General features: G+C 66.9%; 20 protein-coding genes. 9 read left to right on the top strand and 11 right to left on the bottom strand.

Annotated features, from left to right (window positions below; translation table 11 throughout):
• Nucleotides 1-3 precede the first annotated feature (3 nt).
• The 6 genes from IE126_RS09685 to IE126_RS09660 all read left to right on the top strand — a co-directional run bounded on the left by IE126_RS09685 (nucleotide 4) and on the right by IE126_RS09660 (nucleotide 7,406).
• Nucleotides 4-1,128, top strand: coding sequence for a Gfo/Idh/MocA family protein (locus IE126_RS09685; RefSeq protein ID WP_199750675.1), 1,125 nt, complete (start codon nucleotides 4-6; stop codon nucleotides 1,126-1,128).
• Nucleotides 1,125-2,621 (top strand): sugar ABC transporter ATP-binding protein, encoded by a 1,497-nt coding sequence (locus tag IE126_RS09680; RefSeq protein WP_189380831.1) that lies wholly within the window; start codon nucleotides 1,125-1,127, stop codon nucleotides 2,619-2,621. Before IE126_RS09685 ends, IE126_RS09680 begins: the two co-directional genes overlap by 4 nt.
• Complete coding sequence (locus tag IE126_RS09675) at nucleotides 2,614-3,585, top strand: ABC transporter permease (RefSeq protein ID WP_189380830.1); 972 nt, start codon at nucleotides 2,614-2,616, stop codon at nucleotides 3,583-3,585. The genes IE126_RS09680 and IE126_RS09675 overlap by 8 nt, the downstream gene beginning before the upstream one ends.
• Before the next feature lie 42 nt (nucleotides 3,586-3,627).
• Nucleotides 3,628-4,587, top strand: a complete 960-nt coding sequence (locus IE126_RS09670; RefSeq protein WP_189380829.1) for an ABC transporter substrate-binding protein — start codon at nucleotides 3,628-3,630, stop codon at nucleotides 4,585-4,587.
• Nucleotides 4,588-4,700: 113 nt separating this feature from the next.
• Entirely contained in the window at nucleotides 4,701-5,162 is a 462-nt protein-coding gene (locus IE126_RS09665) for a (2Fe-2S)-binding protein (RefSeq protein WP_189380828.1), read from the top strand.
• A gap of 3 nt (nucleotides 5,163-5,165) precedes the next feature.
• On the top strand, nucleotides 5,166-7,406 hold the full coding sequence (locus IE126_RS09660) for a xanthine dehydrogenase family protein molybdopterin-binding subunit (protein ID WP_189380827.1): 2,241 nt from the start codon (nucleotides 5,166-5,168) through the stop codon (nucleotides 7,404-7,406).
• On the opposite strand, the gene IE126_RS09655 is transcribed toward IE126_RS09660, so the two are convergent.
• Nucleotides 7,403-8,098 carry an IclR family transcriptional regulator gene (locus tag IE126_RS09655; protein WP_152968331.1) on the bottom strand — a complete coding sequence of 232 codons (696 nt, stop codon included), beginning with the start codon at nucleotides 8,096-8,098 and terminating at the stop codon, nucleotides 7,403-7,405. The genes IE126_RS09660 and IE126_RS09655 overlap by 4 nt on opposite strands.
• Before the next feature lie 85 nt (nucleotides 8,099-8,183).
• Here IE126_RS09655 and IE126_RS09650 point away from each other — a divergent pair, with 85 nt between their 5' ends.
• Nucleotides 8,184-10,454 (top strand): cytochrome P450/oxidoreductase, encoded by a 2,271-nt coding sequence (locus IE126_RS09650; RefSeq protein ID WP_189380826.1) that lies wholly within the window; start codon nucleotides 8,184-8,186, stop codon nucleotides 10,452-10,454.
• Here the strand turns inward: IE126_RS09650 and IE126_RS09645 are convergent.
• Nucleotides 10,451-11,197 carry an NAD(P)-binding domain-containing protein gene (locus IE126_RS09645; protein WP_189380825.1) on the bottom strand — a complete coding sequence of 249 codons (747 nt, stop codon included), beginning with the start codon at nucleotides 11,195-11,197 and terminating at the stop codon, nucleotides 10,451-10,453. The genes IE126_RS09650 and IE126_RS09645 overlap by 4 nt on opposite strands.
• Before the next feature lie 109 nt (nucleotides 11,198-11,306).
• Here IE126_RS09645 and IE126_RS09640 point away from each other — a divergent pair, with 109 nt between their 5' ends.
• Nucleotides 11,307-13,022, top strand: a complete 1,716-nt coding sequence (locus tag IE126_RS09640) for a cobalamin-dependent protein (protein WP_189380824.1) — start codon at nucleotides 11,307-11,309, stop codon at nucleotides 13,020-13,022.
• Here IE126_RS09640 and IE126_RS09635 read toward each other — a convergent pair.
• The 4 genes from IE126_RS09635 to gabT all read right to left on the bottom strand — a co-directional run bounded on the left by IE126_RS09635 (nucleotide 13,017) and on the right by gabT (nucleotide 17,826).
• A complete protein-coding gene (locus tag IE126_RS09635; RefSeq protein ID WP_189380823.1) occupies nucleotides 13,017-13,919 on the bottom strand; it encodes a phosphate acyltransferase in 903 nt (300 codons plus the stop codon). The two genes, IE126_RS09640 and IE126_RS09635, sit on opposite strands and share 6 nt — an antisense overlap.
• On the bottom strand, nucleotides 13,913-15,013 hold the full coding sequence (buk, locus tag IE126_RS09630; RefSeq protein WP_189380822.1) for a butyrate kinase: 1,101 nt from the start codon (nucleotides 15,011-15,013) through the stop codon (nucleotides 13,913-13,915). The genes IE126_RS09635 and buk overlap by 7 nt, the downstream gene beginning before the upstream one ends.
• 3 nt (nucleotides 15,014-15,016) lie before the next feature.
• Entirely contained in the window at nucleotides 15,017-16,456 is a 1,440-nt protein-coding gene (locus IE126_RS09625) for an aldehyde dehydrogenase family protein (protein WP_189380821.1), read from the bottom strand.
• Nucleotides 16,457-16,530: 74 nt separating this feature from the next.
• Nucleotides 16,531-17,826 carry a 4-aminobutyrate--2-oxoglutarate transaminase gene (gene gabT / locus IE126_RS09620; RefSeq protein WP_189380820.1) on the bottom strand — a complete coding sequence of 432 codons (1,296 nt, stop codon included), beginning with the start codon at nucleotides 17,824-17,826 and terminating at the stop codon, nucleotides 16,531-16,533.
• A gap of 145 nt (nucleotides 17,827-17,971) precedes the next feature.
• On the opposite strand from gabT, the gene IE126_RS09615 reads away from it, so the two are divergent.
• Nucleotides 17,972-18,550 (top strand): cupin domain-containing protein, encoded by a 579-nt coding sequence (locus IE126_RS09615; RefSeq protein WP_108129222.1) that lies wholly within the window; start codon nucleotides 17,972-17,974, stop codon nucleotides 18,548-18,550.
• Nucleotides 18,551-18,583: 33 nt separating this feature from the next.
• Here IE126_RS09615 and IE126_RS09610 read toward each other — a convergent pair whose 3' ends face one another.
• From IE126_RS09610 to IE126_RS09590, 5 genes are read right to left on the bottom strand one after another with little or no spacing between them, the layout of a single operon-like run.
• The gene (locus IE126_RS09610) at nucleotides 18,584-19,759 is read right to left on the bottom strand and encodes an ABC transporter substrate-binding protein (protein WP_189380819.1); all 1,176 of its coding nucleotides are present in this window, start codon (nucleotides 19,757-19,759) and stop codon (nucleotides 18,584-18,586) included.
• Nucleotides 19,760-19,783: 24 nt separating this feature from the next.
• On the bottom strand, nucleotides 19,784-20,836 hold the full coding sequence (locus tag IE126_RS09605; RefSeq protein WP_189380818.1) for a branched-chain amino acid ABC transporter permease: 1,053 nt from the start codon (nucleotides 20,834-20,836) through the stop codon (nucleotides 19,784-19,786).
• 3 nt (nucleotides 20,837-20,839) lie between these two features.
• Entirely contained in the window at nucleotides 20,840-21,748 is a 909-nt protein-coding gene (locus IE126_RS09600; RefSeq protein ID WP_054301308.1) for a branched-chain amino acid ABC transporter permease, read from the bottom strand.
• Nucleotides 21,745-22,467, bottom strand: coding sequence for an ABC transporter ATP-binding protein (locus tag IE126_RS09595; protein WP_229825369.1), 723 nt, complete (start codon nucleotides 22,465-22,467; stop codon nucleotides 21,745-21,747). Before IE126_RS09595 ends, IE126_RS09600 begins: the two co-directional genes overlap by 4 nt.
• A complete protein-coding gene (locus tag IE126_RS09590; RefSeq protein WP_189380817.1) occupies nucleotides 22,464-23,192 on the bottom strand; it encodes an ABC transporter ATP-binding protein in 729 nt (242 codons plus the stop codon). The genes IE126_RS09595 and IE126_RS09590 overlap by 4 nt, the downstream gene beginning before the upstream one ends.

Below are 23,192 nucleotides of genomic sequence, written 5' to 3'. Positions count from 1 at the left end.
GCGATGGAGCCGATCCGGCTGGGCATGGTGGGCGGCGGGCAGGGGGCTTTCATCGGCGGGGTGCACCGCATAGCGGCGCGGCTCGATGGCCAATATGCGCTGGTGGCGGGGGCGCTGTCTTCCGATCCCGCGCGGGCGGCGGCTTCGGCGGCGGAGCTTGGGCTGGCGCGCAGCTATGACGATTACCGCCAGATGGCGGCGCGCGAGGCGCGACGCAAGGACGGCATTCAGGCGGTGGCCATTGTCACGCCGAACCACATGCACGCGGGGCCGGCCATCGAGTTCCTAAAGCGCGGCATCCATGTGATCTGTGACAAGCCGCTGACCGCGACCATGGCCGAGGCGAAGCGGCTCGCCAAGGTAGCCGAAGCCTCGAAGGCGCTGTTCATCCTGACCCATAACTACACCGGCTATCCGCTGATCCGGCAGGCCCGTGCAATGATCGCGGCGGGCGATCTGGGCGCGTTGCGGCTGGTTCAGGTGGAATATGCGCAGGACTGGCTGACCGAGGCGGTGGCCAGCAAACAGGCCGACTGGCGCACCGATCCGCTAAGGTCCGGCCTTGGCGGTGCGCTGGGGGACATCGGCACGCATGCCTGGAATCTCGCAGCTTTCGTGACGGGGATGGAGCCGGAAGCGCTGGCCGCCGATCTGTCCAGCTTCGTGCCGGGGCGGGCGCTGGATGACAATGCCCATGTGATGCTGCGCTATCCCGGCGGGGCGAAGGGGATGCTTTGGGCCAGTCAGGTGGCGCCGGGGAACGAGAACGGGTTGCGGTTGCGGGTTTATGGCGCCAAAGGCGGGCTGGAATGGGAGCAGGAGAACCCCAACCGCCTGTGGTTCACGCCCTTCGGCGAACCCAAACGCCTGCTGACCCGCAATGGTGCCGGGGCGCTGCCCGAGGCGCAGCGGGTCTCCCGCGTGCCGCCCGGTCACCCCGAAGGCTATCTGGAGGGTTTCGCCAATATCTATACCGAGGCCGCGCGTGCGATCCGGGCGCATGAGGCGGGCGAAGCGCTTCCCGAGGGCGTGCTGTTCCCCGGCCTCTCGGACGGGATTTCCGGTATGCGCTTCGTCGCGGCCTGCGTGCAATCGGCGAAACGCAACGCGGCCTGGGTCGCGCCATGACCCCGGCGCTGGCGCTTCAGGATGTGCACAAGAGCTTCGGCCCGATCGAGGTGCTGCATGGCATCGACTTCGCGCTGCGTCCCGGCGAGGTTCATGCGCTGATAGGCGAAAACGGCGCCGGCAAATCGACCATCATGAAGATCCTCGGTGGCTTCCTGACGTCGACCTCCGGTCAGGTGCTGCTGGACGGCCAGCCCGCGCCCTATCGCAGCGGAGCGGAGGCCGAGGCGGCGGGCGTCGTCGTCATCCATCAGGAATTCAACCTCGCCCCCGATCTGACGGTGGCACAGAATGTGTTCCTGGGACGCGAGCCGGGACGGTTCCTGCTGGACCACCGCGCGATGCGGCGCGAGACGCAGGCGCTGCTGGATCAACTGGATTGCCGGGTCAGCCCGGATGCCCGCATTCGCGATCTGGCGGTCTCGGATCGCCAGATGGTCGAGATCGCCAAGGCGCTGGGGCGCAAGGCGCGCGTCCTGATCATGGATGAACCCTCGGCCGTGCTGACCCACCGCGAGGTCGAGGTGCTGTTCCGTCAGATCGACCGCTTGCGCGCCAGTGGCGTCGCGCTGCTTTACACCTCGCACAGACTGGACGAGGTGCGCCATCTGGCCGACCGCATCACCGTTCTGCGCGACGGCGCCGTGGTGCGGCAGGCGCTGCGCGGCGAGCTGACAGAGGACGGCATGGCCACTGCCATGGTCGGGCGCGATCTCAAAGACATCTTCCCGCCCCGGCGCGACAGTTTCGGCCCCGTGGTGCTGGAGGTGCAGGGTTTCAGCGTCCCGCCGGTGGTGCAGGATGTCAGCTTCACCCTGCGGCGGGGCGAGGTGCTGGGGATTTCCGGCCTTGTGGGATCGGGGCGTACTGAACTGGCCGAAGGGCTGGTGGGCCTGCGCACGCACCGTGGCAGCCTGCGCCGCGAGGGCCAAGCGATCACGCTGCATTCCACTGCCGATGCGGCTGCGCATGGCCTTGCCTATCTGACCGAGGATCGCAAGGAACTGGGCTTGCTACTCGATAAATCCCTGCGCGAGAACCTGACGCTTTCGACGCTGGGCCGCTTTGGCCGCCTGATGATCTCGCGGCCCGCCGAGGAAACCGCGCTGACCCGTGCCATTGAGGATTTCGACATACGCACCCCGCGCCGCGACATGGCGGTGGGCAACCTGTCGGGCGGCAACCAGCAGAAGCTGTTGCTGGCCAAGACCATGCTGCCCGATCCGCAGATCGTCATCATCGACGAGCCCACGCGCGGTATCGACATCGGCACCAAGAGCCAGATCTATCATTTCATCGACCGCCTCGCCCGCGACGGGCTGAGCGTCATCGTCATCTCCTCTGACATGCCGGAAATCCTCGGCCTCTCCGACCGCGTTCTGGTGATGCGGCAGGGCCGGGTGGCGGGTGAGCTGCAGGGCGATGCGATTACCGAAACCGCCGTGGTGCGGCTGGTCATGGGCACAACCGAAGAGGCCACAGCCGATGCGTAATCTTTCGCTTTCAACCCTCGGGCCACTGGCGGCGCTGATCCTTCTGGTGGTGCTGGGGACCTTTCTGAACGCCAACTTCCTGTCGGCGGGCAATATTACCAATGTGCTGGCGCGGTCCGCCTTCATCGGCATGATCGCGGTGGGTATGACCTTCGTCATCACCTCGGGCGGGCTGGACCTGTCGGTCGGGTCGATGGCGGCTTTCATCGCGGGCATGATGATCCTTGCGATGAACGCCATGCTGCCCACGCTGGGGATTGGCGTGCCGCTCGTGCTGGCGGGTATGGCTGTTGCGCTTGGCGTCGGGCTTCTGGCGGCGCTGGCGAATGGCTTGCTGATCACCCGTGCCGGGATCGAGCCTTTCATCGTCACGCTGGGCACCATGGGCATCTTCCGCAGCCTCGTGACCTGGATTGCCGACGGCGGCACGCTCAGCCTCGATTTCGAGGCGCGGCAATTCTATCGCCCGGTCTACTACGGCGGTATTTTCGGCATCACATGGCCCATTCTGGTCTTCGCCGTGGTGGCCGTGCTGGGCGAACTTGCCATGCGCCACACCCGTTTCGGCCGCTATTGCGAGGCCATCGGATCGAACGACCGCGTGGCGCGCTATTCGGCGGTGAAGGTCGAACGGGTGCAGTTGATGACCTATGTCGCGCTTGGCGTGCTGGTCGGCCTAGCGACCATCCTTTACGTCCCGCGCCTTGGCTCTGCCTCCGGCTCCACCGGGCTTCTGTGGGAACTTGAGGCCATCGCCGCCGTCATCATCGGTGGCACCGCGCTGAAGGGCGGCTATGGCCGGGTCTGGGGCACGGTGGTGGGCGTGCTGATCCTCAGCCTCATCGACAATATCCTGAACCTTGCCGACCTCGTGTCGCCCTATCTGAACGGGGCCATCCAGGGGGTTATCATCGTGCTCGCCGTTGTGCTGCAACGCGGGAAATCTTCCGCCGAAGGGCGGTAACCATCCGCCGCCGGGGAGGGCGGCGCTCAGGGAGGAAAGACCATGAAACGCAGACAGTTCTTCGGTGCCACCGCAGCGCTTGCCATGTCCGCTAGCCTTGCCACCATGGCGGTGGCCGAGGACAAGACCTATACCATCGGCGTCTCCATCCCCTCGGCCACGCATGGCTTCATGGGCGGGCTGAACTGGCACGCGCAGGACACGATCAAGCGGCTGGAGGCCATTTATCCCAACGTCAAATTCGTGCTGGCCACGGCGGGAGAGCCGGGCAAGCAGGTCGATGACATCGAGGATATGCTGGCCACCCGCAATATCGACGGGCTGGTGGTGCTGCCCTTTGAATCCGAGCCGCTGACCGGGCCGGTCAAGGCGGTGAAAGACGCGGGCAAATGGGTGACCGTGGTCGACCGGGGGCTGTCGCAGCCGGGGATCGAAGATCTTTATGTCGCGGGCGACAATACCGCTTTTGGCCAGGTCGCTGGGGAATATTTCCGCGACAACCTGCCCTCCGGCGCCAAGGTGGTGATCCTGCGCGGCATCCCCACGACACTGGACAACGAGCGGGTGGACGCCTTCGAGAAGGCCATTGACGGCTCGGGGATCGAGGTGCTGGACAAGCAGCACGGCAACTGGAACCGCGACGACGCCTTCACTGTCATGCAGGATTACCTGTCGAAGTATCCCAAGATCGACGCCGTCTGGGCGGCGGATGACGATATGGCGCTGGGTGTGATGGAGGCCATCGCCGCCGCCGGGCGCACGGATGAGATGTGGATTGTCGGCGGCGCCGGGATGAAGGAAATCATCAAGCGCGTCATGGACGGCGACAAGCAGGTTCCGGTGGATGTGACCTATCCGCCTGCGCAGATCTCTTCGGCCATCGAGATGACGACACTGCATTTCGTATCGGCGGCGCCGGTCTCGGGGCGGTTCATCATCGGATCGACCCTGGTGACGCCTGAAAATGCGGCGCAGTTCTACTTCCCCGACAGCCCGTTCTGACGGGAAGGGCGGGGGCTTTCCTGCCCCCGCCCGCCGCTGCCCTGCGTGACGCAACGTGACCCGGCCCTTCGCTTCGGCCCATGCTATGATTGCGCCGAAGCAGGAGGCAGCCGATGCGACTGAATGTGAACGGGACCATGCACGAGGTGGATGTCGAACCCGACATGCCGCTGTTGTGGGTGTTGCGCGATGAACTGGGCCTGACCGGCACGAAATACGGCTGTGGCATCGCGCAATGCGGGGCCTGCACTGTCTGGCTGGGCGGCGAAGCGATGCGGTCCTGCCAGATCCCGGCTTCCGATGCCGAGGGCGCCGAGATCACCACCATCGAAGGGCTGGGCACGCCCGCCGCGCTGCATGCGGTGCAGGCGGCATGGGTCGAAGGGCAGGTGGCGCAATGCGGCTACTGCCAGTCGGGCCAGATCATGCAGGCGGCTTCGCTGCTGACGCAGATCCCGAACCCGAGCGACGCCGAAATTGATGAAGTGATGGCGGGTAACCTCTGCCGCTGCGGCACCTACCCGCGCATCCGTGCGGCGGTGTATCGCGCGGCGCAACTGATGCGGGAGGGTTGAATCATGTCCCGGATCGGCAAGATCGCGCGCCGCAGCTTTCTCATCGGTTCCGCTGCTATCGCGGGGGGCGTTGCTTTCGGCCTTTACGCTGTGCGCAAGACCCCTGAAAACCCGCTGCTGGCTGGGCTGGCGCCGGGGGAGTTAAGCTTCAACCCCTGGGTCAAGATTACCGCTGACCGCATCACCCTGATCACCCCGCATGCCGATCTGGGGCAGGGAGCCATGTCGATGCAGGCGCTGCTGATCGCCGAGGAGCTGGACGTTGATCCCGCGCAGGTCGCCACCGAATTCGGTCCGCCCGCTGCGGCCTATTGGAATACTGCGCTGGGTGCTGAAAGCGCGCCCTTCCTGCCGGGCGATACCGGCCTCGCGGCCCGTGCCACGCGCGGCGCGATGAATGCGGCGTTCAAACTGGTCGGGATGCAGGGAACGGGAGGCTCCAGCGCGGTGCCGGACAGTTTCGTGAAGCTGCGACAAGCCGGGGCCATGGCACGCGAGACGCTGAAGTGGGTGGCGGCACAGCGCCACGGTGTCGATGTGGCCCTGCTGCGCAGCGAGAACGGCGCCGTGATCCTGCCTGATGGCACGGCGGTGCCCTATACCGCGCTGGCGGCTGATGCCGCGCAGTCCGATCCGGTGCAGGAAGTGCCATTGCGCCCCGACAGCGACTGGCGGCTGATCGGCAAGCCGATGCGGCGGCTGGATATACTGCCAAAATCCACCGGCACGCAGGTCTATGGTATCGACCTGAAGGTCGAGGGTATGGTCCATGCGGCGGTGCGGCTGAACCCCCGGCGTGGTGTGCTGCTCAGCCATGACGCGACGGCGGCGAAAGCGATGCGCGGCGTTGCGCAGGTGCTGCCGATCCGCGATGGCGTGGCGGTCATCGCCGACAACACATGGCGCGCCATGCAGGCGGCGCAGGCGGTGGTCTGTGACTGGGGCCCCGCGCCTTACCCCGCCGAAATGGCCGATCACTGGGCGGCAGTGGAGGCAGGCTTTGATCCCGCGCATCTGGACAAGGAATGGCGGGCCGACGGCGATATGGACGCGGGCCTCTCCGCCGCTGATGTCGTCAGCGCCGAATATCGCGCGCCCTATCTGGCGCATCAGCCGCTGGAGCCGCTGAACGCGATTGTCCGCTATTTGGAGGCGGAAACCGAGGTCTGGACGGCGCATCAGCTTCCCCGGATGTTGCAGGATCTGGTGGCGGGTGTCACCGGGCAGGGCTCTGGCCAGATCACGCTGCACAACCAGTTCGCGGGCGGCAGTTTCGGACACCGGCTGGAGTTTGACCATGTGCTGCGCGCGGCCGAGATTGCGCGGCAGATGCCGGGCACCCCGGTCAAGCTGACCTATTCCCGCGAAGAGGATTTCGCGCAGGATTTCACCCGCCCGCCGGGCATGGCGCGCGGGCGTGGCACGGTGGCAAACGGGCAGGTGCAGGCGGTGGAGATCGTGACCTCCGGCCCCTCTCCCAGTCGCTCGCAACTCGGGCGCGCGGGCTATTCGGTGCCGGGGCCGGACAACCAGCTTCCCGCCGGGATCTGGAACGCGCCTTACGCGCCCGCCGCCTTTCGGGTGCGGGCGCATGCGGTGGAAGGGCTGGCGCCGGTCTCCAGCTGGCGTTCGGTCGGCGCCTCGCTCGGCGGGTTTTTCCTTGAAAGCTTTCTGGACGAGCTGATCCACGCCGCCGGGGCGGATCCGATGGCCGAACGGCTGCGGCTTTGCAATGACCCGGTGGCGCGGGGCGTGCTGGAGGCGGTGGCGGAACTGTCTGGCTGGCAAGGCCCCGGCCCGGCACCGGGGCAGGGCAGGGGCGTCGCGCTTGTCCAGAGCTTCGGGGTCAATGTGGCCGAAGTCGTGGATGTGCGCATGACCGACGCCGGGCTGCGTATCGACCGGGTGTTCTGCGTGGCCGATGTGGGCCGCGTCGTCGATCCGGTGAATATCGAGAACCAGATTCAGGGCGCGGTGATCTGGGGTCTGGGTCATGCGATGAATTGCGAAATCACCTATGCCGATGGCATGGCCGAGCAGACGAATTACGACAGCCACAGCGGGATGCGGCTGGACCAATGCCCCGAGATTGTGGTGCGCGTACTGGAAAACGCGCCAGAGGTGCGCGGCATCGGCGAGCCGCCGGTGCCCCCCGCTGCGCCCGCGCTGGCCAACGCGATCTTCGCTGCCACGGGGCAACGGCTGCGCGAAATGCCCTTCGGCAAGTTTGTCGATTTCGCCTAGGCGCCGTCCAGTTGCGCGACCAGGCATGTGGTGGCGGCGTCCAGTGCGGCTACGGTACTTGACAGGTCGAGCGGCTGGGCGCTGACCACGCCCAGACAGGCTTCGATCCCGGCACGGCTCAGGAACCCAGCGCGCAGCGGCACGGCGATACCATGCGCGCCCGGCTGCAACTCGCCGCTGGTGGCCGACCATCCGTCCTGCCGCGCCTGCACCACCTGCGCGCTGTCACCGGGCTGCTGTGACCGGGCTGACAGGATCGCGATGCCCGCCGCGCCGCGCCCGATGGGATGGCGGGCGCCGACGCGATAGGTAATCTCCAGCAGCCCGCTCTTGCCCGGACTGGTCAGCAGCGCCAGACAGTCCTCGCCCGCCGCGACCGAAAGGAAGGCCGTCTGCCCGGTATCGCGGGCCAGCGCATCCACCGCTTCTTGCCCGTGCAGCCGCAGGCGGGCATGGACTCCCTGCATCAGCGGCAGCAGCCCCGGCCCAAGGATCGCCGTGCCATCCGCCAGCCGGGTGACGAAGGCATGCGCCTCCAGCGTGGCGACCAGCCGGTAACAGATACGCCGGTCCACCCCCAGCGCCAGCGCCAGCGCCGCCATGCCAATCGGCCCGCGCGCGGCAATGACGCTCAACGCCTGCAAGCCGCGGTCGAGGGTCTGCACCCGTTCGGGAGTCGTTGCAGTTGACACGAGCGCCGCCCTTTCTGTAGCGTCAAATATAGCACATTTATGTGCTATTATCGCTCATATATCAAGCCGCAGGGGAGGATCGCCAATGACCACCGGATGCCCGGCCCATGCTGATGGCGCTGCCTGCCCCGTGTCGGACCGCGCCCGCGCCTTCGACCCGTTCACCGGCGCATATCAGATCGACCCCGCCGCCGCGCTGGCCTGGTCACGGGCGGAGGAGCCCGTGTTCTACAGCCCCGAGACCGGCTATTGGGTGGTCAGCTGCTATGCCGATGTGAAGGCGGTGTTCCGCGATCCATTGCTATTTTCTCCGTGCAATGTGCTGGAAAAGATCACCCCCTTCCCCGACGAAGCGATGGCTGTGCTGGCCTCCTATGGCTATGCGATGAACCGGACGCTGGTGAACGAGGACGAACCCGCCCATACCGAACGCCGTCGCGTGCTGATGGCGCATTTCCTGCCCGCCAATATTGAGGCGCACCGCGACCGTGTGCGGGTGCTGACGCGCGAGAAGGTGGATGCTTTCATCGCCAAAGGCCGTGCCGATCTGGTGGAGGAGATGCTGTGGGAAATCCCGCTGACGGTGGCGCTGCATTTCCTTGGTGTGCCGGAAAGTGACATGGCCCGCCTTCGCGAGTTCTCCATGGCGCATACCGTCAACACCTGGGGCCGACCCTCGCGCGAGGATCAGATCGCGCTGGCGCATGAGGTGGGCCGGTTCTGGCAGTTCGCGGGCGAGGTGCTGAACCGGATGCGGGCGGAACCCCACGGCCAGGGCTGGATGCATGAGGCGATCCGGCAGAACGCCCTGCACCCTGACATCGTGACCGACAGCTATCTTCATTCGATGATGATGGCGATTATCGTCGCGGCGCATGAGACCACCGCCCATGCAGCGGCCAATGCGATCAAGCTCTTGCTGACCGATGGCGCGGGCTGGCGCGCGATCTGCGAGGATGCGGCGCTGATCCCCAATGCGGTGGAGGAATGTCTGCGCTATGCTGGGTCTGTAGTGGCCTGGCGGCGGCAACTGACTTCGCCCGCCACAGTGGGTGGCACCGATTTGCCTGCGGGAGCGAAGCTGCTGATCGTCATGGCCAGCGCCAACCATGACGAACGCCAGTTCCAGAATGCCGACAGTTTCGACATCTACCGAGATAATGCCACCGATCATCTGACCTTCGGTTATGGCGCGCATCAGTGCATGGGCAAAAACCTTGCCCGGCTGGAACTGCGCATCATCCTTGAGGAACTGTCCCGCCGCCTGCCGCATCTGCGCCTGGCCGAACAGGAATTCACCTATCTGCCCAATACCTCGTTCCGGGGGCCGGATCACCTTTGGGTGGAATGGGATGTTGCCGCCAATCCGGCAGAGGGGGCCGAGCGGGCGCGGTTCGAGATCGGCGCCCCGCGTCGCAAGGACATCGCCCGCAGCGTGGTGGTGACAGCGGTGCAGACGGAGGTTGAAGGCGTCATCTCTCTGCATCTGGCCGATCCGCAGGGGCGCCCGCTGCCGCGCTGGACCGCTGGTGCACATGTGGATCTGGAGCTTGACGGCTTCGACCGCAGCTATTCGCTTTGCGGTGATCCGGATGAGCCGGGATATACCGTTTCGATTCTGCGCGAGGAGGCCGGGCGCGGCGGCTCGCGCCGTTTCCACGCAGTAACACCCGGCACGGTGCTGCGGCTGCGCGGGCCGCGCAATCACTTCCCGCTGGACGAGGCGGCGCCTGCGCATCTGCTGATTGCGGGCGGTATCGGCATCACGCCGATCCTGGCCATGGCTGACCGGCTGAAACGGATCGGGGCGCGCTATCATCTGCATTACCTTGGCGCGGCCGAGGCGCGGATGGCGCATCTGGCGCGGCTGAGCCGCGATCACGCGGGGCAGGTGACGGCGCATCCGCGCGACCGCGTACCACGCGCCGATCTGGCGGCACTGGTCGCCGCTGCTGCGCCGGGCACCCGCATTTCCGCCTGCGGCCCGGCGCGGATGCTTGAGGCCCTGCAAAGCCTGACGGCCACGCGCCCCGATCTGGTGCTGGCCATCGAGCATTTCAGCGCGGGCGACGATACCGACCTTGCCGACAACCGTCCCTTCGAGGTCGAACTGGCCGACAGCGGCTTCACCCTGCCCGTGCCCGCCGACCGTACCCTGTTGCAGGTTCTGCGCGCGGCTGGCATCGACATCGCCTCGGATTGCGAGGAAGGGTTGTGCGGCAGCTGCGAAGTCGCGGTGCTGGATGGCACGGTCGATCATCGCGACAAGGTGCTGAGCATTGCGGAAAGGGCTGCGGGCACCCGGATGATGTGCTGCCGCTCGCGCGGCGAGGGGCGGCTGAAACTGGCGCTTTAACGCCCTTTCAGCTTGTCCATCACTGCGTCGCAGGCGGCCTCCCATCCCGCACTGACGCCATGCGCTTTCAGTATCTGAAAGCCGCGCTCGGTGATGCCGCCGGGGGTGACAAGTTCGTGCAGCATCTGCGCCATCGGCTCGGGCTTGCTGTCGATCAGCGCCCCGGCCGCCGCGAAGGTCAGCGCGTTCAGCCGCCGCGCCACCAGTGGGTCAAGGCCCTGCGCGGTTGCCCATTCGGCGCTTCGCCCGATCAGATCCTGCGCCCAGCCATAGATCGCGGCGGAAACCGTGGCGATTTCAAACTCCGCCTCGCTGGTCAAGGGGATGACGGGCCCAAGTGCCTCCAGTAACCGTCGCGCCCTTGGCAGATCAGGGAAGCAGGCGGTCGGGCTGGCACCGACCTCGGCCGCCGTCAGGGGCATGATGCGCATGCGCCGGGCAGGGCCTGTATCCAGCGTTGCCAGTGGCACACCGGCGCAGGCCGAAACCAGCAGATGATCTGCGCGCCACGGCAGCCCCGCCACCGCGCCGGGTGCCGCCGCTGGCCGCACCGCGAGCAGGATCAGATCGCAGCGCGCCACCAGATCGGCATTGTCGCGAGCGAGCGGATGCCCGTATCGCACCGCCATCTCTGCCGCCCGGCCACGCGGCGACAGCAGCACCTCGCCTGGCGCGAACCCCGCCCGGTGCAGCCCCGCCAGCAGTGCCGCCGCCAGATGCCCGACTCCGATGATCCCCAGCATCTTGCCCCCAATTTCCTTGCCGTATCCTCGTCCGCAGAAACGGCCCAGGCAAGGGCTGGCGCGTAGGCTGCGCCGCGCTATCCTGCCGCTGACCCCTGCGAGAGCGATCATGCCCGAATCCCCGCCGCTCCCTGACCCGCGCCTTCCTTCCGGTGCTGAACTTCTGTCGCGTGGCCGCGCGCTTGCCCGTGACTGGCGCGTCGGCCCTTGCCCGTTCTTCGCCGAGAAGGCTGTGACGTCCGAGGCGGAATGGAAGCGCCGCATCGGTAACAGCCGCATCATGCAGCACGCCCATATCGGTTTTCGCAATGTCGACCGCACGCTGGGCGCCATTGCCGAGGTGCATGACCGCTGTGCCGCCCAGAGCATGACGGTGGATCGCTTCGGCATCACGCTCGACTGGTCGATGGGCTATCCGCAGGCGCTGCGGGAAAAGGCTGCGCGTGGCACCGGCATCGTGCTGACGGGGCCGGAAGATTTCGCCCGCATCACCCATGCCGCCCCCGCCGCCGCGCATTTCGGCGATTTCATGATCGGCCTGCCGGGCTGTGTGGAAAACACCTGCGCCGCGCTGGCGGCAGGCGCCACCTCGGTCGGCAATCTGGGGCAGTATTTCACCTTCCGCCTGCCCTATTGGAACGATGACGTGGCGACGACCGAGGCGACCGTTACCGCCCTTGGCCTGATTGCCGCACAAGAAACGCAGGTGCTGGTGCATTCAAACCTCGATGACGGCTTCGCGGGGCTGTTTCTGGACATGGCCTCGGCGCTTGGCATGGTGCTGGTGGAAAAGCACATCGTCGAAGGGCTGATCGGCGCACGGCTGGCGCATTGCTATGGCCACCATTTCAGCGACCCGCTGTCGCGCATGGCCTTCCATGCCGCGCTGGCGCGGGTGACAGACACGCCGGGCACCATGATCTTTGGCAATACCGTCGCCTATCAGGCTGGGTCTGCGGGGAATTATGCAAGCCTTGCGAGCTATCTTCTGGCTGACATGATGGCGCTGGGTCGCTGGGCCACGGGGCATGCGGTGAACCCTGTGCCGGTGACAGAGAACCAGCGCATTCCCGATGTCGATGAAATTGTCGAGGCTCAGGCTTTTGCCCGTCGCCTGGCCGATCACGCGCCGCATCACGCCGCGCTGACCGACTGGCACCGGGTCGAGGCGCTGGCCGACCGGCTGGTCGCCGGGGGACGCGCCTTCGCGCAGGCGGTGCTGGCCGGGCTGGCCGACCGGGGTGTGCCGGAGGACGACCCCGCGGCCCTGTTGCTGGCGATCCGCCGTATGGGGCCGAAACGATTGGAGGCGCTGTTTGGGCAAGGCCCGCTGGCCGCGCGCGGTCGGGCGCCATTGGTCGCCGCCGAATGGGCGCGCGAACTGGATGAAAAGGCCGAATGCTGGGTCGCCGGGCAAACCGCGCTGCCGCGCCGTCTGCGGGTCTGTGTCGGCACCAGCGATGTGCATGAACATGGCAAGTATCTGGTCGAACAGGCGCTGGAAGGTATGGGCGTCGAGGTTCTGGACGGTGGCGTCAGCACAGATCCCGAAGCGCTGGTCGCGCAAGCCTTGGCTGAAGGGGCCGAGGCGCTGGCGATCAGCACCTATAACGGCGTGGCGCTTGGTTACGCGCAGGCTGTGATGGCGGCGCTGAACCAGAGCGGGGCGACGCTTCCGGTTCTGATCGGCGGCAAGCTGAACCAGATCCCCGATGCGTCAAACACCGGCCTCCCGGTTGATGTGACGGCGGAGATTGCGGCCCTTGGCGCCACGCCCTGCGCGGCGCTGGATGACATGCTGCCCGCGCTGCGAAAGCTGCTATAGCGGGGCGGCCTGTCCGGCCCGCAGCGCAGCGGCCAGCAGCAGACCCAGCCAGCGCTGCTCTGCCCCATCCGCGCGCGAGTTCAGCAGGATCGGCACGCACCCGCCCAGCACAAGGCTGGCGGTGCGGGCATGGCCATGCAGTTTCCACGCCTTGACCGTGGCATTGCCCGCCTCGATGGACGGAAACAGGATCAGATCGGCGCGACCGGCCACCGCCGAGGCCAGCCCCTTCTTTGTGGCAGCGGCTGCCGACAGCGCCACGTCATAGCCGAATGGCCCGTCAACCAGTGCACCGGAGATCTGCCCGGCGGCGGCCTCGGTGGCCAGGGTGCTGGCATCCGTCGTTGCAGGCTGGCCGGCGCTGACCTTTTCAGACGCCGCAATGGCGGCCACGCGCAGCGGCGCGACGCCAAGACCCCGGAACAGCGGCACCGCATTCAGGATCATGGCGCGCTTCTGGTCCAGTGTCGGCAAGGGCACAATGCCATTGTCAGTGGCGCCTATCAGCCGGTCGAGGCCGGGCATTTCGGCCAGCGTCAGGTTTGACAGCGTGGTCGAGGCGCGCAGGCCGGTTTCCCGCGCCACCACGGCGCGCAGATAGGCGGCGCTGTCGATCTGGCCCTTCACCAGCACATCGGCGCGCCCCGCCCGCACTTCGGCCACCGCAACAGCGGCGGGGTCGTGGGTATCGGCGATTTCCACCCTCAGACCAGGGGGCAACATTGGGCGCAACAGGGCCGCGTCATCGGCAAGAAAGGCACCGGCGATCAACCCGCGCGCCTGCGCCTCGGCCAGCGCCTCCAGAACCGCAGGATCGGCGGCCCCGGCGACAGCGGGGCGCAGGGGGCGGCTGCCTTTCAGTGCGCGTTCCAGTTCGGTGAAGCTGCGGATCACCATGGCATCGGCTCCACCTCGGGGGTTGGCGGCCAGACCCGCGCAATCTCCTGCCCGGCCAGAACACGGGCCGCCCCCTCGGCCAGTGCCGCGCTTTCGTGACTGCCGGGATAGCAGACCACAGGTGCCAGTGCCGAACAGCGGGCGGTGATCGCCGCGCGCAGCCGGGCCGATTGCGCCATGCCGCCGGTCAGCAGCACCGCATCGGGCCGGAAGTCCAGCACCGCCGCCATGGCGCCGATGGCCTTCACAATCTGATAGACCATGGCCTGCCAGACCAGATCGGCCCGCGCGTCGCCCGCGTCGATCATCGCCTCGACCCGGCGCATGTCCTTGGTGCCCAGATAGGCGAAAACCCCGCCCTGTCCGTAAAGCCGCCGCTTCAGCGCGGTCTTGTCATAACCGCCAGAGTAGCACAGGTCGATCAGCGCCATCGGTGGCAGTCCGCCCGCCCGTTCCGGGGAAAAGGGCGAATTTTCCATGCGGTTGGTGTTGTCGACGATCCGCCCGCCCTTCAGCGCGGCAATCGAAATGCCCGCACCCAGATGGGCGACCACGGCATCCAGCGCGGCGAAAGGCTTGCCCAACTCGCCTGCCAGCCTGCGTCCGCAGGCCCGGATATTCAGCGCATGCACGAAGGAAAAGCGGGGGATGTCCGGGCAGCCCGATATACGGGCGACAGGCGGCAGTTCATCCACCGACACCGGATCGACGATGAAGGCCGGGCAGCCCGCCGCCGCCGCGATACGCTGCGCCAGCGGCGCCCCGAGGTTCGAGGCATGCGGATGCAGTGGCCGGTGCAGCGCAAAATCCACCAGCGCGTCATCGACGGCGATCACCCCTGGCGGCACCGGCGTCAGCATCCCGCCACGCCCTGCCACGGCCACCAGCCGAACCGAAGGGCGGCCGCGCAGGAAAGCCGTAATTGCCTCGGCCCGGAACGGCAGTTGTGCGGCGATGTCGGGGAAAGCGGCCATGACCGTCTCGTCATGGTCCAGCGTCACTTCAGCCAGCGCCCGCACCCCGGCGCCATCCGAGGTGAACAGGCCCAGCCGCGTCGTCGTGGTGCCGGGATTGATGGTCAGGATCGCATCCATGGCCTAACCCGCGAAACTATAAGAGGTTTTAACCGTGGTATAGAACTCCGCCGCGTGCCGCCCCTGTTCGCGCGGGCCAAGCGAGCTGCCTTTGGTTCCACCGAAAGGCACATGGTAATCCACCCCGGCGGTCGGCAGGTTCACCATGACCATGCCCACCCGCGCCTGACGGCGGAACGCCCGCGCGTGCCGCAACGAGGTGGTGCAGATCCCGGCGGACAGGCCAAAATCACTGTCATTCGCCACCGCCAGCGCCTCGTCGAAATCCGCGACGCGGATGACGGCGGCGCAGGGGCCAAAGATTTCCTCCCGCGCCACGCGCATGTAGTTGCGGGCGTTCAGGAACAGGGCGGGGTGCTGGAAGTACCCCTCGGTCGGCAGGTCCAGCCGTTCGCCGCCGACCACCTCGCAGCCCTCGGCGCGGGCCAGATCGACATAAGACAGGTTTCCGGCCAGTTGCTGTGCGGAAACCGCCGGGCCGATCTGGCTGTCAGGCGCCAGCGCCGGGCCGACACGCAACGCCATCATCTGCCGCGTCAATTCCGCCACGAAGGCATCGTGAATCCCCGCCTGCACGATCAGCCGCGACGAAGCGGTACAGCGTTGCCCGGTCGAAAAGAACGCGCCGTTCAGACAGGCTGCAACGGCGGTGGGCAGGTCGGCGTCATCCAGCACCACCATCGGATTCTTGCCGCCCATTTCGAGCTGCACTTTCTTCATCCTCTCGGCCGCCGCGCGGGCGATGGCGCACCCCGTCGGGACCGAGCCGGTAAAGGAAATCGCCCCGATCTGCGGCGCCTCGACCATGGCGCGGCCCACAACCGAGCCCGGCCCCATGACGAGGTTGAACACCCCCGCCGGGCAGCCCGCCTCATGGATGATCCGGGCGAGCATATGGGCGGTGCCGGGCACCAGTTCAGCGGGTTTCAGCACCACTGCATTGCCATAGGCCAGCGCGGGCGCGATCTTCCACGCCGGGATGGCGGCGGGAAAGTTCCATGGGGTGATCAGACCGACCACGCCTACCGGCTCGCGTGTGACTTCGATGTCGACGCCGGGGCGGACAGAGGCCAGCGCCTCGCCCGACATGCGCAGCGCCTCGCCCGCGAAGAAGCGGAAGATCTGCGCCGCGCGGCGGGTCTCGGCCAGCGCTTCGGGCAGGATCTTGCCCTCCTCGCGCGCGAGCATGGTGGCGATGTCTGTCGCCTCGGCCTCGATCCGGGTGGCGATGCGGTCCAGCAGATCGGCGCGCGCCTGCGGACCGGCGGCAAACCAGCCGGGTTGCGCAGCCGCCGCCGCCCCGGCTGCCGCAGTCACATCCCCGGCGGTGCCTGCGGCATAAAGCCCGATCAGATCCGCGAGGTCCGAGGGGTTGCGGTTTTCACTCAGATGATCGCCAGGCACCCATGCGCCGTTGATCAGGTTCAGATGCGGGTCAGGCATGGCAGGCTCCGGGCAAAGCGGGGCCGCGCCCTGCCGGTGGGGCAGGGCGGGCGTCGCGCAAGGGTGGCTGGGGATCAGGCGGCGCGGGCCATCACGGCGGCCTCGATCGAGGCTTCGATGATGTCCAGTGCCTCGTTCAGCTGATCCATCGGGATGGTCAGTGGCGGCAGCAGGCGGATGACGTTGTAGCGCGTGCCGCAGGACAAGAGGATCAGCCCGCGCGCCTCGGCTTCGGCCACGACGGCGGCGGTGAGGGCGGCGTCGGGGCCGTTGGTGGCGCGGTCGGTCACCAGTTCGAAAGCGTTCATCGCACCAAGCCCGCGCACGTCGCCGATACACTCCATTCCCTGCCGGGCCGCGATCTGGGTCAGGCGGGCGCGGATCACCTCGCCAATCTCGGCGGCGCGCAGGCAAAGCTGTTCATCCCCGATCACATCCAGCACGGCATGGGCCGCGGCCACCGCCAGTGGGTTGCCGGCATAGGTACCACCGACACCGCCGGGGTTCGGCGCATCGACGATCCCGGCGCGGCCGGTCACCGCCGAAAGCGGGAAACCACCGGCCAGCCCCTTGGCCATGGTCACCAGATCGGGGGCGACGCCTGAATGATCAAAGCCGAACATGCGGCCGGTGCGGGCCATGCCGGCCTGCACCTCATCTGCGATCAGCACGATGCCATGTTGGTCACAAATCTCGCGCAGCGCGCGCAGGAAGCTGAACGGAGCGATATTGAAACCGCCTTCCCCCTGCACAGGTTCGATGATTATGGCGGCTACCCGCTCCGGGTCCACGGACGAGGCGAAAAGCCGCTCCAGATGTCCCAGCGCATCGGCCTCGGTCACGCCGTGGAAGGCGTTCGGGAAAGGGGCATGTACGATTTCGGGCGGCATGGCCCCGAAGCCCTTCTTGTAGGGTGCGACCTTGCCGGTCAGCGCCATGCCCAGCAGGGTGCGGCCATGGAAGGCGCCCGAAAAGGCGATGACGCCAGACCGCCCCGTGAAGGCGCGTGCCATCTTGATGGCATTCTCCACCGCCTCCGCGCCAGTCGTTACCAGCATGGTTTTCTTGTCAAAATTGCCTGGCGTTGCCGCATTCAGCCGCTCGGCCAGCGCGATATAGCCCTCATAGGGCGCGACGTGGAAGCAGGTATGGGTGAACGCCTGCGCCTGTTCTGCGACGGCGGCCATCACACGCGGGTGGCGATGGCCAGTGTTGTTCACCGCGATCCCGGCGGCGAAATCGAGGAAGCGGCGCCCCTCGGCATCCCAGAGTTCGGCGTTTTCGGCGCGGGTTGCATAGATACCGCGCGTGGCGACGCCACGGGCGACGGCGGCGGATTTGCGGCTGGCAAGGCGGGCGGATTCGGACATTGCACTCTCCGGGGCTATACGGTGATTCTGTGTATCAATGCTCAATATATTGAGCAATATAATGCGGTGTGGCAATGCGCTGCATGGCAAAAGATTGCGCGCTTTCGGTGGGCTGACTATGCTGTGCAAAACCAAGGGGTTCGGCATGCAGGATTTCGATGTGGGCGCGCGGCTGAAGCAGATGCGGCAGGCAGCAAACCTGTCGCAACGGCAATTGGCCGAGGCCTCGGATGTGCCGCATGGCCAGATTTCGATGATCGAGACCAACCGCTCCAGCCCTTCGGTCTCGTCCCTGCGCAAGATTCTGGGCGGTCTGGGCGTCACCATGTCGGAATTCTTTGAACCCGATGCCCCGGTCACCCAAGCGTTGTTCTTCAAGCCGCACGAGCTGCGCGATCTGACCACCCGGCTTTATTCGACGCTGGAAGGTCCGCGCGGGCGGATCACCTTGCAACAGGTCGGGGACGCGCGGGCGCATAACCTGCAAATCCTTTACGAACGCTATGAGCCCGGCGCCGATACCGGCGAGCAGATGCTGGAACATGCCTCGCATGAGGGGGGCGTGGTGGTGGCGGGGGAAATCGAGGTGACGGCGGGCGACCATTGCGCGGTGCTGAAGGCGGGCGACAGCTATCTGTTCGATTCGACCCTGCCACACCGCTTTCGCAACATCGGCGACCGCGAGGCGCTGGTGGTTTCGGCCTGCACGCCGCCCTATCTGTAAGATGCGCACCCCGTAACGGGGCGCGCCATTGCCTCACTTGCCCAGCAGCACATCCAGCGGAACGGGCTGAGAGATCTGCCATTCATCGACCCGCGCGGGCTTGCCGCCGGTGATCTCGACAATCTGCATCAGCGCGGTGTTCTGGTGATGCAGCTCGGCGCTGAAGCTGCGCGGGCCGAAGGCGGTGGGTTCGGCCTGCATCTTTTCCAGTTCGGCGGTGACGGCGGCGCCATCCACGGTGCCCGCGCGTTCCACCGCCTTGGCCCAGAGGTCGATCAGCACATAGCCGGGATAGGCATACTGGCTGGCCGGACGCGCGCCGGTCCTGGCCTCATATGCGGCGTTGAAGGCCTCGACCTCAGGGCGCGGATCGTCGCCGTAAATCGCCCCCTGCACCGGCAGCGCAAAGCCCGAAAGCCCCGGTACCGCATCCAGCCAGTAAGACCCGTCCACCGCCGAGCCATTGAGGATCAGCGCCTCGATCCCCGCCGCGCGGATCTGGCGCACTGCCGCCGCTGCACCGGGCATGACCGAGCAGAGCATGATCACATCGGGCGTCTTTTCCAGCGATTTGATGCGTGTGATCTGGCTGGCGATGGAGGCATCGTCGTTCTTGAAAGTGTCGCGGCCGAGGATCTCTGCGCCTTCCAGTTGCGGGAACATCCAGTCAAAGCCGGTACAAATGCCCTTGTTATATTCGATGAACGTATCTTCCAGCACGAAGGCGGTGCGGGCGCTGCGTTTCGCATAAGCCCATTCCGCCATGGTCGCGCCTTGCACCGGCGCGAGGACAGACGACGAAAAGCTGTTCGGGCCAACACCCTGCAACCCGGCTTTCACATCCTCGGCGCAGAGAAAGAAGCTGTTCATCCCCTCGCCCTCCGCCACCAGCGCTGCGGGGGCGCCAAAGTCGTAGTCGCAGGACACGACCATCATCTGCGCGCCCTGATCCAGCACGTCGAGCCCGGCCTTGGCGGCCTCGGCCCGGTCGGTGCGGGTGTCGGCCTCCACCACCTTGATCTGCTGGCCCAGCAGACCACCCGCGGCGTTGATTTCCTCGATACGGATTTTCGCGGCGGTGGCGGCAGGGGTGTCATAGGCTTCCATCCAGCCGGATTTGGCGATGGCGAAGCCGACGGTGATGTCATCGGCGGCGCAGGCGGGCGCGGTCAGCGCCAGCAGGGCCAGCAAAGAGCAGGCGTATTTCATGGCAAGTCTCCTGTTGGATCCGGGTCAGTTTTGCGATGTGCCGCGCCCGGTGACCCAGCGGGCGGGCAGCATGATCTCGCGCCCGGCCATCAGACCGGCGGGGCGAAAGACAAGGACGAGGATCATCGCAACGGCGATGATGATTTCCTGACTGCCGGGGGGCAGGGCGAAGGTGGTGGCGCCCAGGGTGAAGCCCTTCTCCAGTCGCACCAGCGCCTCCACCGCCAGCGACACTGCCAGCACGCCGATCACCGCGCCCGAAAGCGAGCCGATGCCGCCGACCACCAGCATGGCAAGCATGAGGAAGGTCAGGCTCAGGTAGAACCCGTCAGGATTGATGACACCGATGAAGTGCCCGGCCAGCGCCCCGCCCACGCCGCAGAAGAAAGCCGACAGCGTATAGGCCAGCAGGCGGTGGCGGTATTGGTCGATACCGGAGGCAGAGGCCGCCACCTCATCCTCGCGCGTGGCGCGCAGGGCGAGGCCTGAGGCAGAGGCGGCGTAAAGGCTTGCGGCAAGGATCGCGGCGATGGCCCAGCCAAGTGCCACCCAGGGGGTGACATAGCGCGCCAGCCCCACGACAGACGAAGTACCGCCGGTGACGGGCGTCCAGTTCGCCCAGATCGTGTTGACCATGGCAAGAAAGGCGAAAGTGGCGATGGAGGCGGCGATGCCCGAAAGGCGCAGGATGGCGGCCCCGGTCACCAGCGCCAGCGCGGCTGCCACCAGCCCGGCGGTCAGCGCGGCGGGCAGGACATGCCAGTGCGCCTCGGCCAGTGCGGGTGGCAGGCCGGGCAGCAGCGTCGCCTTCATCGCGGGGTTCAGCGTCGTCCAGGCCGAGACATAGGCGCCCACGCAGGCAAAGGCGGCATGGCCAAAGCTGATGACCCCGGAATTGCCGGCGAAGATCCAGAATCCTACGACCAGCGTGACCCGGATCAGGGTCTCTGACGCCATGCGTGCGGCGGCGCGGTCGCCGAGCGCAAGGGTCAGTGCCACGAAGGCCAGTAGCAGTAGCGCCAGCAGGATCGGCGTGGTGGCCGCCATGCGGCGGCGGATACGGTGTTGGGTAATCATGGCTCAGACCCTTGGTTTGGCGTCGGCGGCGGCGAACAGGCCCTGCGGGCGGAACAGCAGGACGACGATGACCAGCGCGTAAAGGAAGGCATCGCGGAACGGTCGCGCCGCATCGGGCAGACCGGCTTGCAGCAGGGCGGAGGCCGCGCCGATTGCCAGCCCTGCCGCCACGGCGCCGGGCAGGCTGCCCATGCCGCCAACCACGGTGGCGATGAAGGCGATCAGCATGATCTGCCCACCCATCCGCACATCGGCGACCCCGGTCTGTGCCACCATGACCAGCGCGACCACTGCCGCCAGCGCCCCGGAAAGCGCGAAGGCACCCGAGATCACGCGGTTCGCCCGCACGCCCAGCAGTTGCGCCATGCCGAAATCTGCCGCTGCGGCGCGCATCTCCAGCCCGAGGCGCGAGCGTTTCAGCATCAGGCCAAGTGCGAGCAGGATGGCGATGACCGCCGCAATGACGATCAGTTGCAGCAAGGGCACCTCGGCCGGGCCAATGCGCACCGGGGCGCCTAGCCCTGCCCAGAGGCTGATCGCCTTGGGCCGCCCGCCATAAAGCACCAGCAAGAAGTTTTGCAGCGCCACGCCAAGCGCGAAACTGCCCACCATCAACGCCACGGGCGAGGCATTGCGCAGCGGCCGGAACACCAGCGCTTCGGCTGCCACGGCAAGCCCCGCGCCGAAGCCAAGGATCGCCAGGATCAGCAGCGGCGTGGGCAACAGGCCCAGCCCCAGCGCCGCCACCGCATCGGTGGAGGGCAGGATCAGCGCGAAGACCGCGCAGGCGATGAACTGGCCATGGGCAAAGTTCACCAGCTTCATCACGCCGAAGATCAGCGCGATCCCCAGCGCCGCAATGGCATAGATACCGCCCAGTGACAGGGCGTCGAACAGAAGTTGCAGGCTCATGCCGGGTCTCCGAAATAGGCTTCCGACAGCAGGTCGGCGGCGGCGAAACCGGCGGCATCGCCATCGGCGACGATGCGTCCGCCACGCATCAGGATCATGCGCCCGCCCACCCGCGCGGCGCGGGTCGAGGATTGTTCGACGATCACCAGCGTCAGCCCGCGCAGGGCTTGCAGGCTGCACAGCCGGTCATAGACCTCGTCCACCACCTTGGGCGCGAGGCCGAGCGAGGGTTCATCAACCAGCATGACCTTGGGGTTGGTCATCAGCGCGCGGGCGATGGCCAGCATCTGTTGCTGGCCGCCCGACAGCGCGCCCGCCGGGGCCTGGGCGCGGGTACGCAGGATGGGAAAGGCGGTAAAGGCCGTCTCCAGATCGTCGGCGACAGCGGCCCGGTCACGGCGGATGCCGGTGCCGACCATCAGGTTCTCCTGCACGGTCAGCCCGCCAAAGATACGCCGCCCCTCCGGCACCATCGACAGCCCGCGCCGCGCGATGCGTTCGGGGCCGAGGCCGGACAGGATGTCGCCATCCATCTCGATCCGGCCATGCGCCGCAGGCACCGCGCCCGAGATCGCGCCCAGAAGCGAGGATTTGCCCGCGCCATTGGGGCCGGAAATGAACAGCCGCTCCCCTTCGGCCACGGTGAAGGACAGATCGGAAATCGCGGTCAGCTTGCCGTAGCGCACCGCAAGGTCATGGATGCCCAGCTTCGCCATCATGCGGCCTCCGCTTGGTCTGCGCCGAAATAGGCTTCGCGCACGGCAGCAGATCCAAGGATTGTGGCACGGTCGCCCTGTTCGATGACGCGCCCGCCATCGAGCACGACAACATGCGCACAGACCGACAGCACGAGGCCGACATTGTGTTCAATGAGCAGGCAGCCGATGCCCTTTTCGGTGGCGATGCGGCGGATCAGGCCGGCCAGATCGGCGGCCTCTTTTTCCGACATACCGGCGGCGGGTTCATCCAGCAGCAGGTAATCCGGGTTTCCGATCAGCGCGCGGGCAATGGCGATGCGGCGCTCGTCGGTATAGGGCAGACCGGCGGCGGGGCGGCTTTCCAGCGCCTCCAGCCCCATCCAGTGCAGCACTTCTGCCGCTGCCTGTTCCGCCGCCGCGCGGCGCATGCCAAGTCCCACGCCGGTGCAGGCGAGATTATCGAGCACATCAAGGCCCCCGAACAGCCGCCCGGCCTGAAAGGTGCGCGCCACGCCCGCGCGGCGAAAGCCATGGGCGGGCAGGCGCGACATGTTGCGCCCTTCCAGCACCACCCGGCCGGTGTCCGGACGCTGGAAGCCGGTGAGCGTGTTGACACAGGTCGTCTTGCCCGCCCCGTTCGGCCCGATCAGCCCGGTAACTTGTCCGGGCGCAATGGCAAGGCTGACCTCGGTCAGCGCCCGGAAGCCGCCGAAGGCGACCCCCACCTGTTCCAGCGTCAGGGCCAT

It is taken from the genome of Gemmobacter nanjingensis (assembly GCF_014652195.1).
GTDB lineage: Bacteria > Pseudomonadota > Alphaproteobacteria > Rhodobacterales > Rhodobacteraceae > Gemmobacter > Gemmobacter caeni.
Note: the sequence above shows the minus strand (reverse complement) of the source record. Positions and strands in the feature narration are given on the sequence as shown.

Excerpts from the sequence above, each read along its gene's own strand:
- IE126_RS09665 (WP_189380828.1), top strand. The coding sequence starts at position 4,701 with ATGCGACTGAATGTGAACGGGACCATGCACGAGGTGGATGTCGAACCC.
- IE126_RS09590 (WP_189380817.1), bottom strand. The coding sequence starts at position 23,192 with ATGGCCCTGACGCTGGAACAGGTGGGGGTCGCCTTCGGCGGCTTCCGG.
- IE126_RS09610 (WP_189380819.1), bottom strand. The coding sequence starts at position 19,759 with ATGAAATACGCCTGCTCTTTGCTGGCCCTGCTGGCGCTGACCGCGCCC.
- IE126_RS09640 (WP_189380824.1), top strand. The coding sequence starts at position 11,307 with ATGCCCGAATCCCCGCCGCTCCCTGACCCGCGCCTTCCTTCCGGTGCT.
- IE126_RS09605 (WP_189380818.1), bottom strand. The coding sequence starts at position 20,836 with ATGATTACCCAACACCGTATCCGCCGCCGCATGGCGGCCACCACGCCG.
- IE126_RS09635 (WP_189380823.1), bottom strand. The coding sequence starts at position 13,919 with ATGGTGATCCGCAGCTTCACCGAACTGGAACGCGCACTGAAAGGCAGC.
- IE126_RS09650 (WP_189380826.1), top strand. The coding sequence starts at position 8,184 with ATGACCACCGGATGCCCGGCCCATGCTGATGGCGCTGCCTGCCCCGTG.
- IE126_RS09595 (WP_229825369.1), bottom strand. The coding sequence starts at position 22,467 with ATGATGGCGAAGCTGGGCATCCATGACCTTGCGGTGCGCTACGGCAAG.
- IE126_RS09660 (WP_189380827.1), top strand. The coding sequence starts at position 5,166 with ATGTCCCGGATCGGCAAGATCGCGCGCCGCAGCTTTCTCATCGGTTCC.
- IE126_RS09685 (WP_199750675.1), top strand. The coding sequence starts at position 4 with ATGGAGCCGATCCGGCTGGGCATGGTGGGCGGCGGGCAGGGGGCTTTC.
- IE126_RS09675 (WP_189380830.1), top strand. The coding sequence starts at position 2,614 with ATGCGTAATCTTTCGCTTTCAACCCTCGGGCCACTGGCGGCGCTGATC.
- IE126_RS09600 (WP_054301308.1), bottom strand. The coding sequence starts at position 21,748 with ATGAGCCTGCAACTTCTGTTCGACGCCCTGTCACTGGGCGGTATCTAT.
- IE126_RS09670 (WP_189380829.1), top strand. The coding sequence starts at position 3,628 with ATGAAACGCAGACAGTTCTTCGGTGCCACCGCAGCGCTTGCCATGTCC.
- gabT (WP_189380820.1), bottom strand. The coding sequence starts at position 17,826 with ATGTCCGAATCCGCCCGCCTTGCCAGCCGCAAATCCGCCGCCGTCGCC.
- IE126_RS09645 (WP_189380825.1), bottom strand. The coding sequence starts at position 11,197 with ATGCTGGGGATCATCGGAGTCGGGCATCTGGCGGCGGCACTGCTGGCG.
- IE126_RS09615 (WP_108129222.1), top strand. The coding sequence starts at position 17,972 with ATGCAGGATTTCGATGTGGGCGCGCGGCTGAAGCAGATGCGGCAGGCA.
- buk (WP_189380822.1), bottom strand. The coding sequence starts at position 15,013 with ATGGATGCGATCCTGACCATCAATCCCGGCACCACGACGACGCGGCTG.
- IE126_RS09625 (WP_189380821.1), bottom strand. The coding sequence starts at position 16,456 with ATGCCTGACCCGCATCTGAACCTGATCAACGGCGCATGGGTGCCTGGC.
- IE126_RS09680 (WP_189380831.1), top strand. The coding sequence starts at position 1,125 with ATGACCCCGGCGCTGGCGCTTCAGGATGTGCACAAGAGCTTCGGCCCG.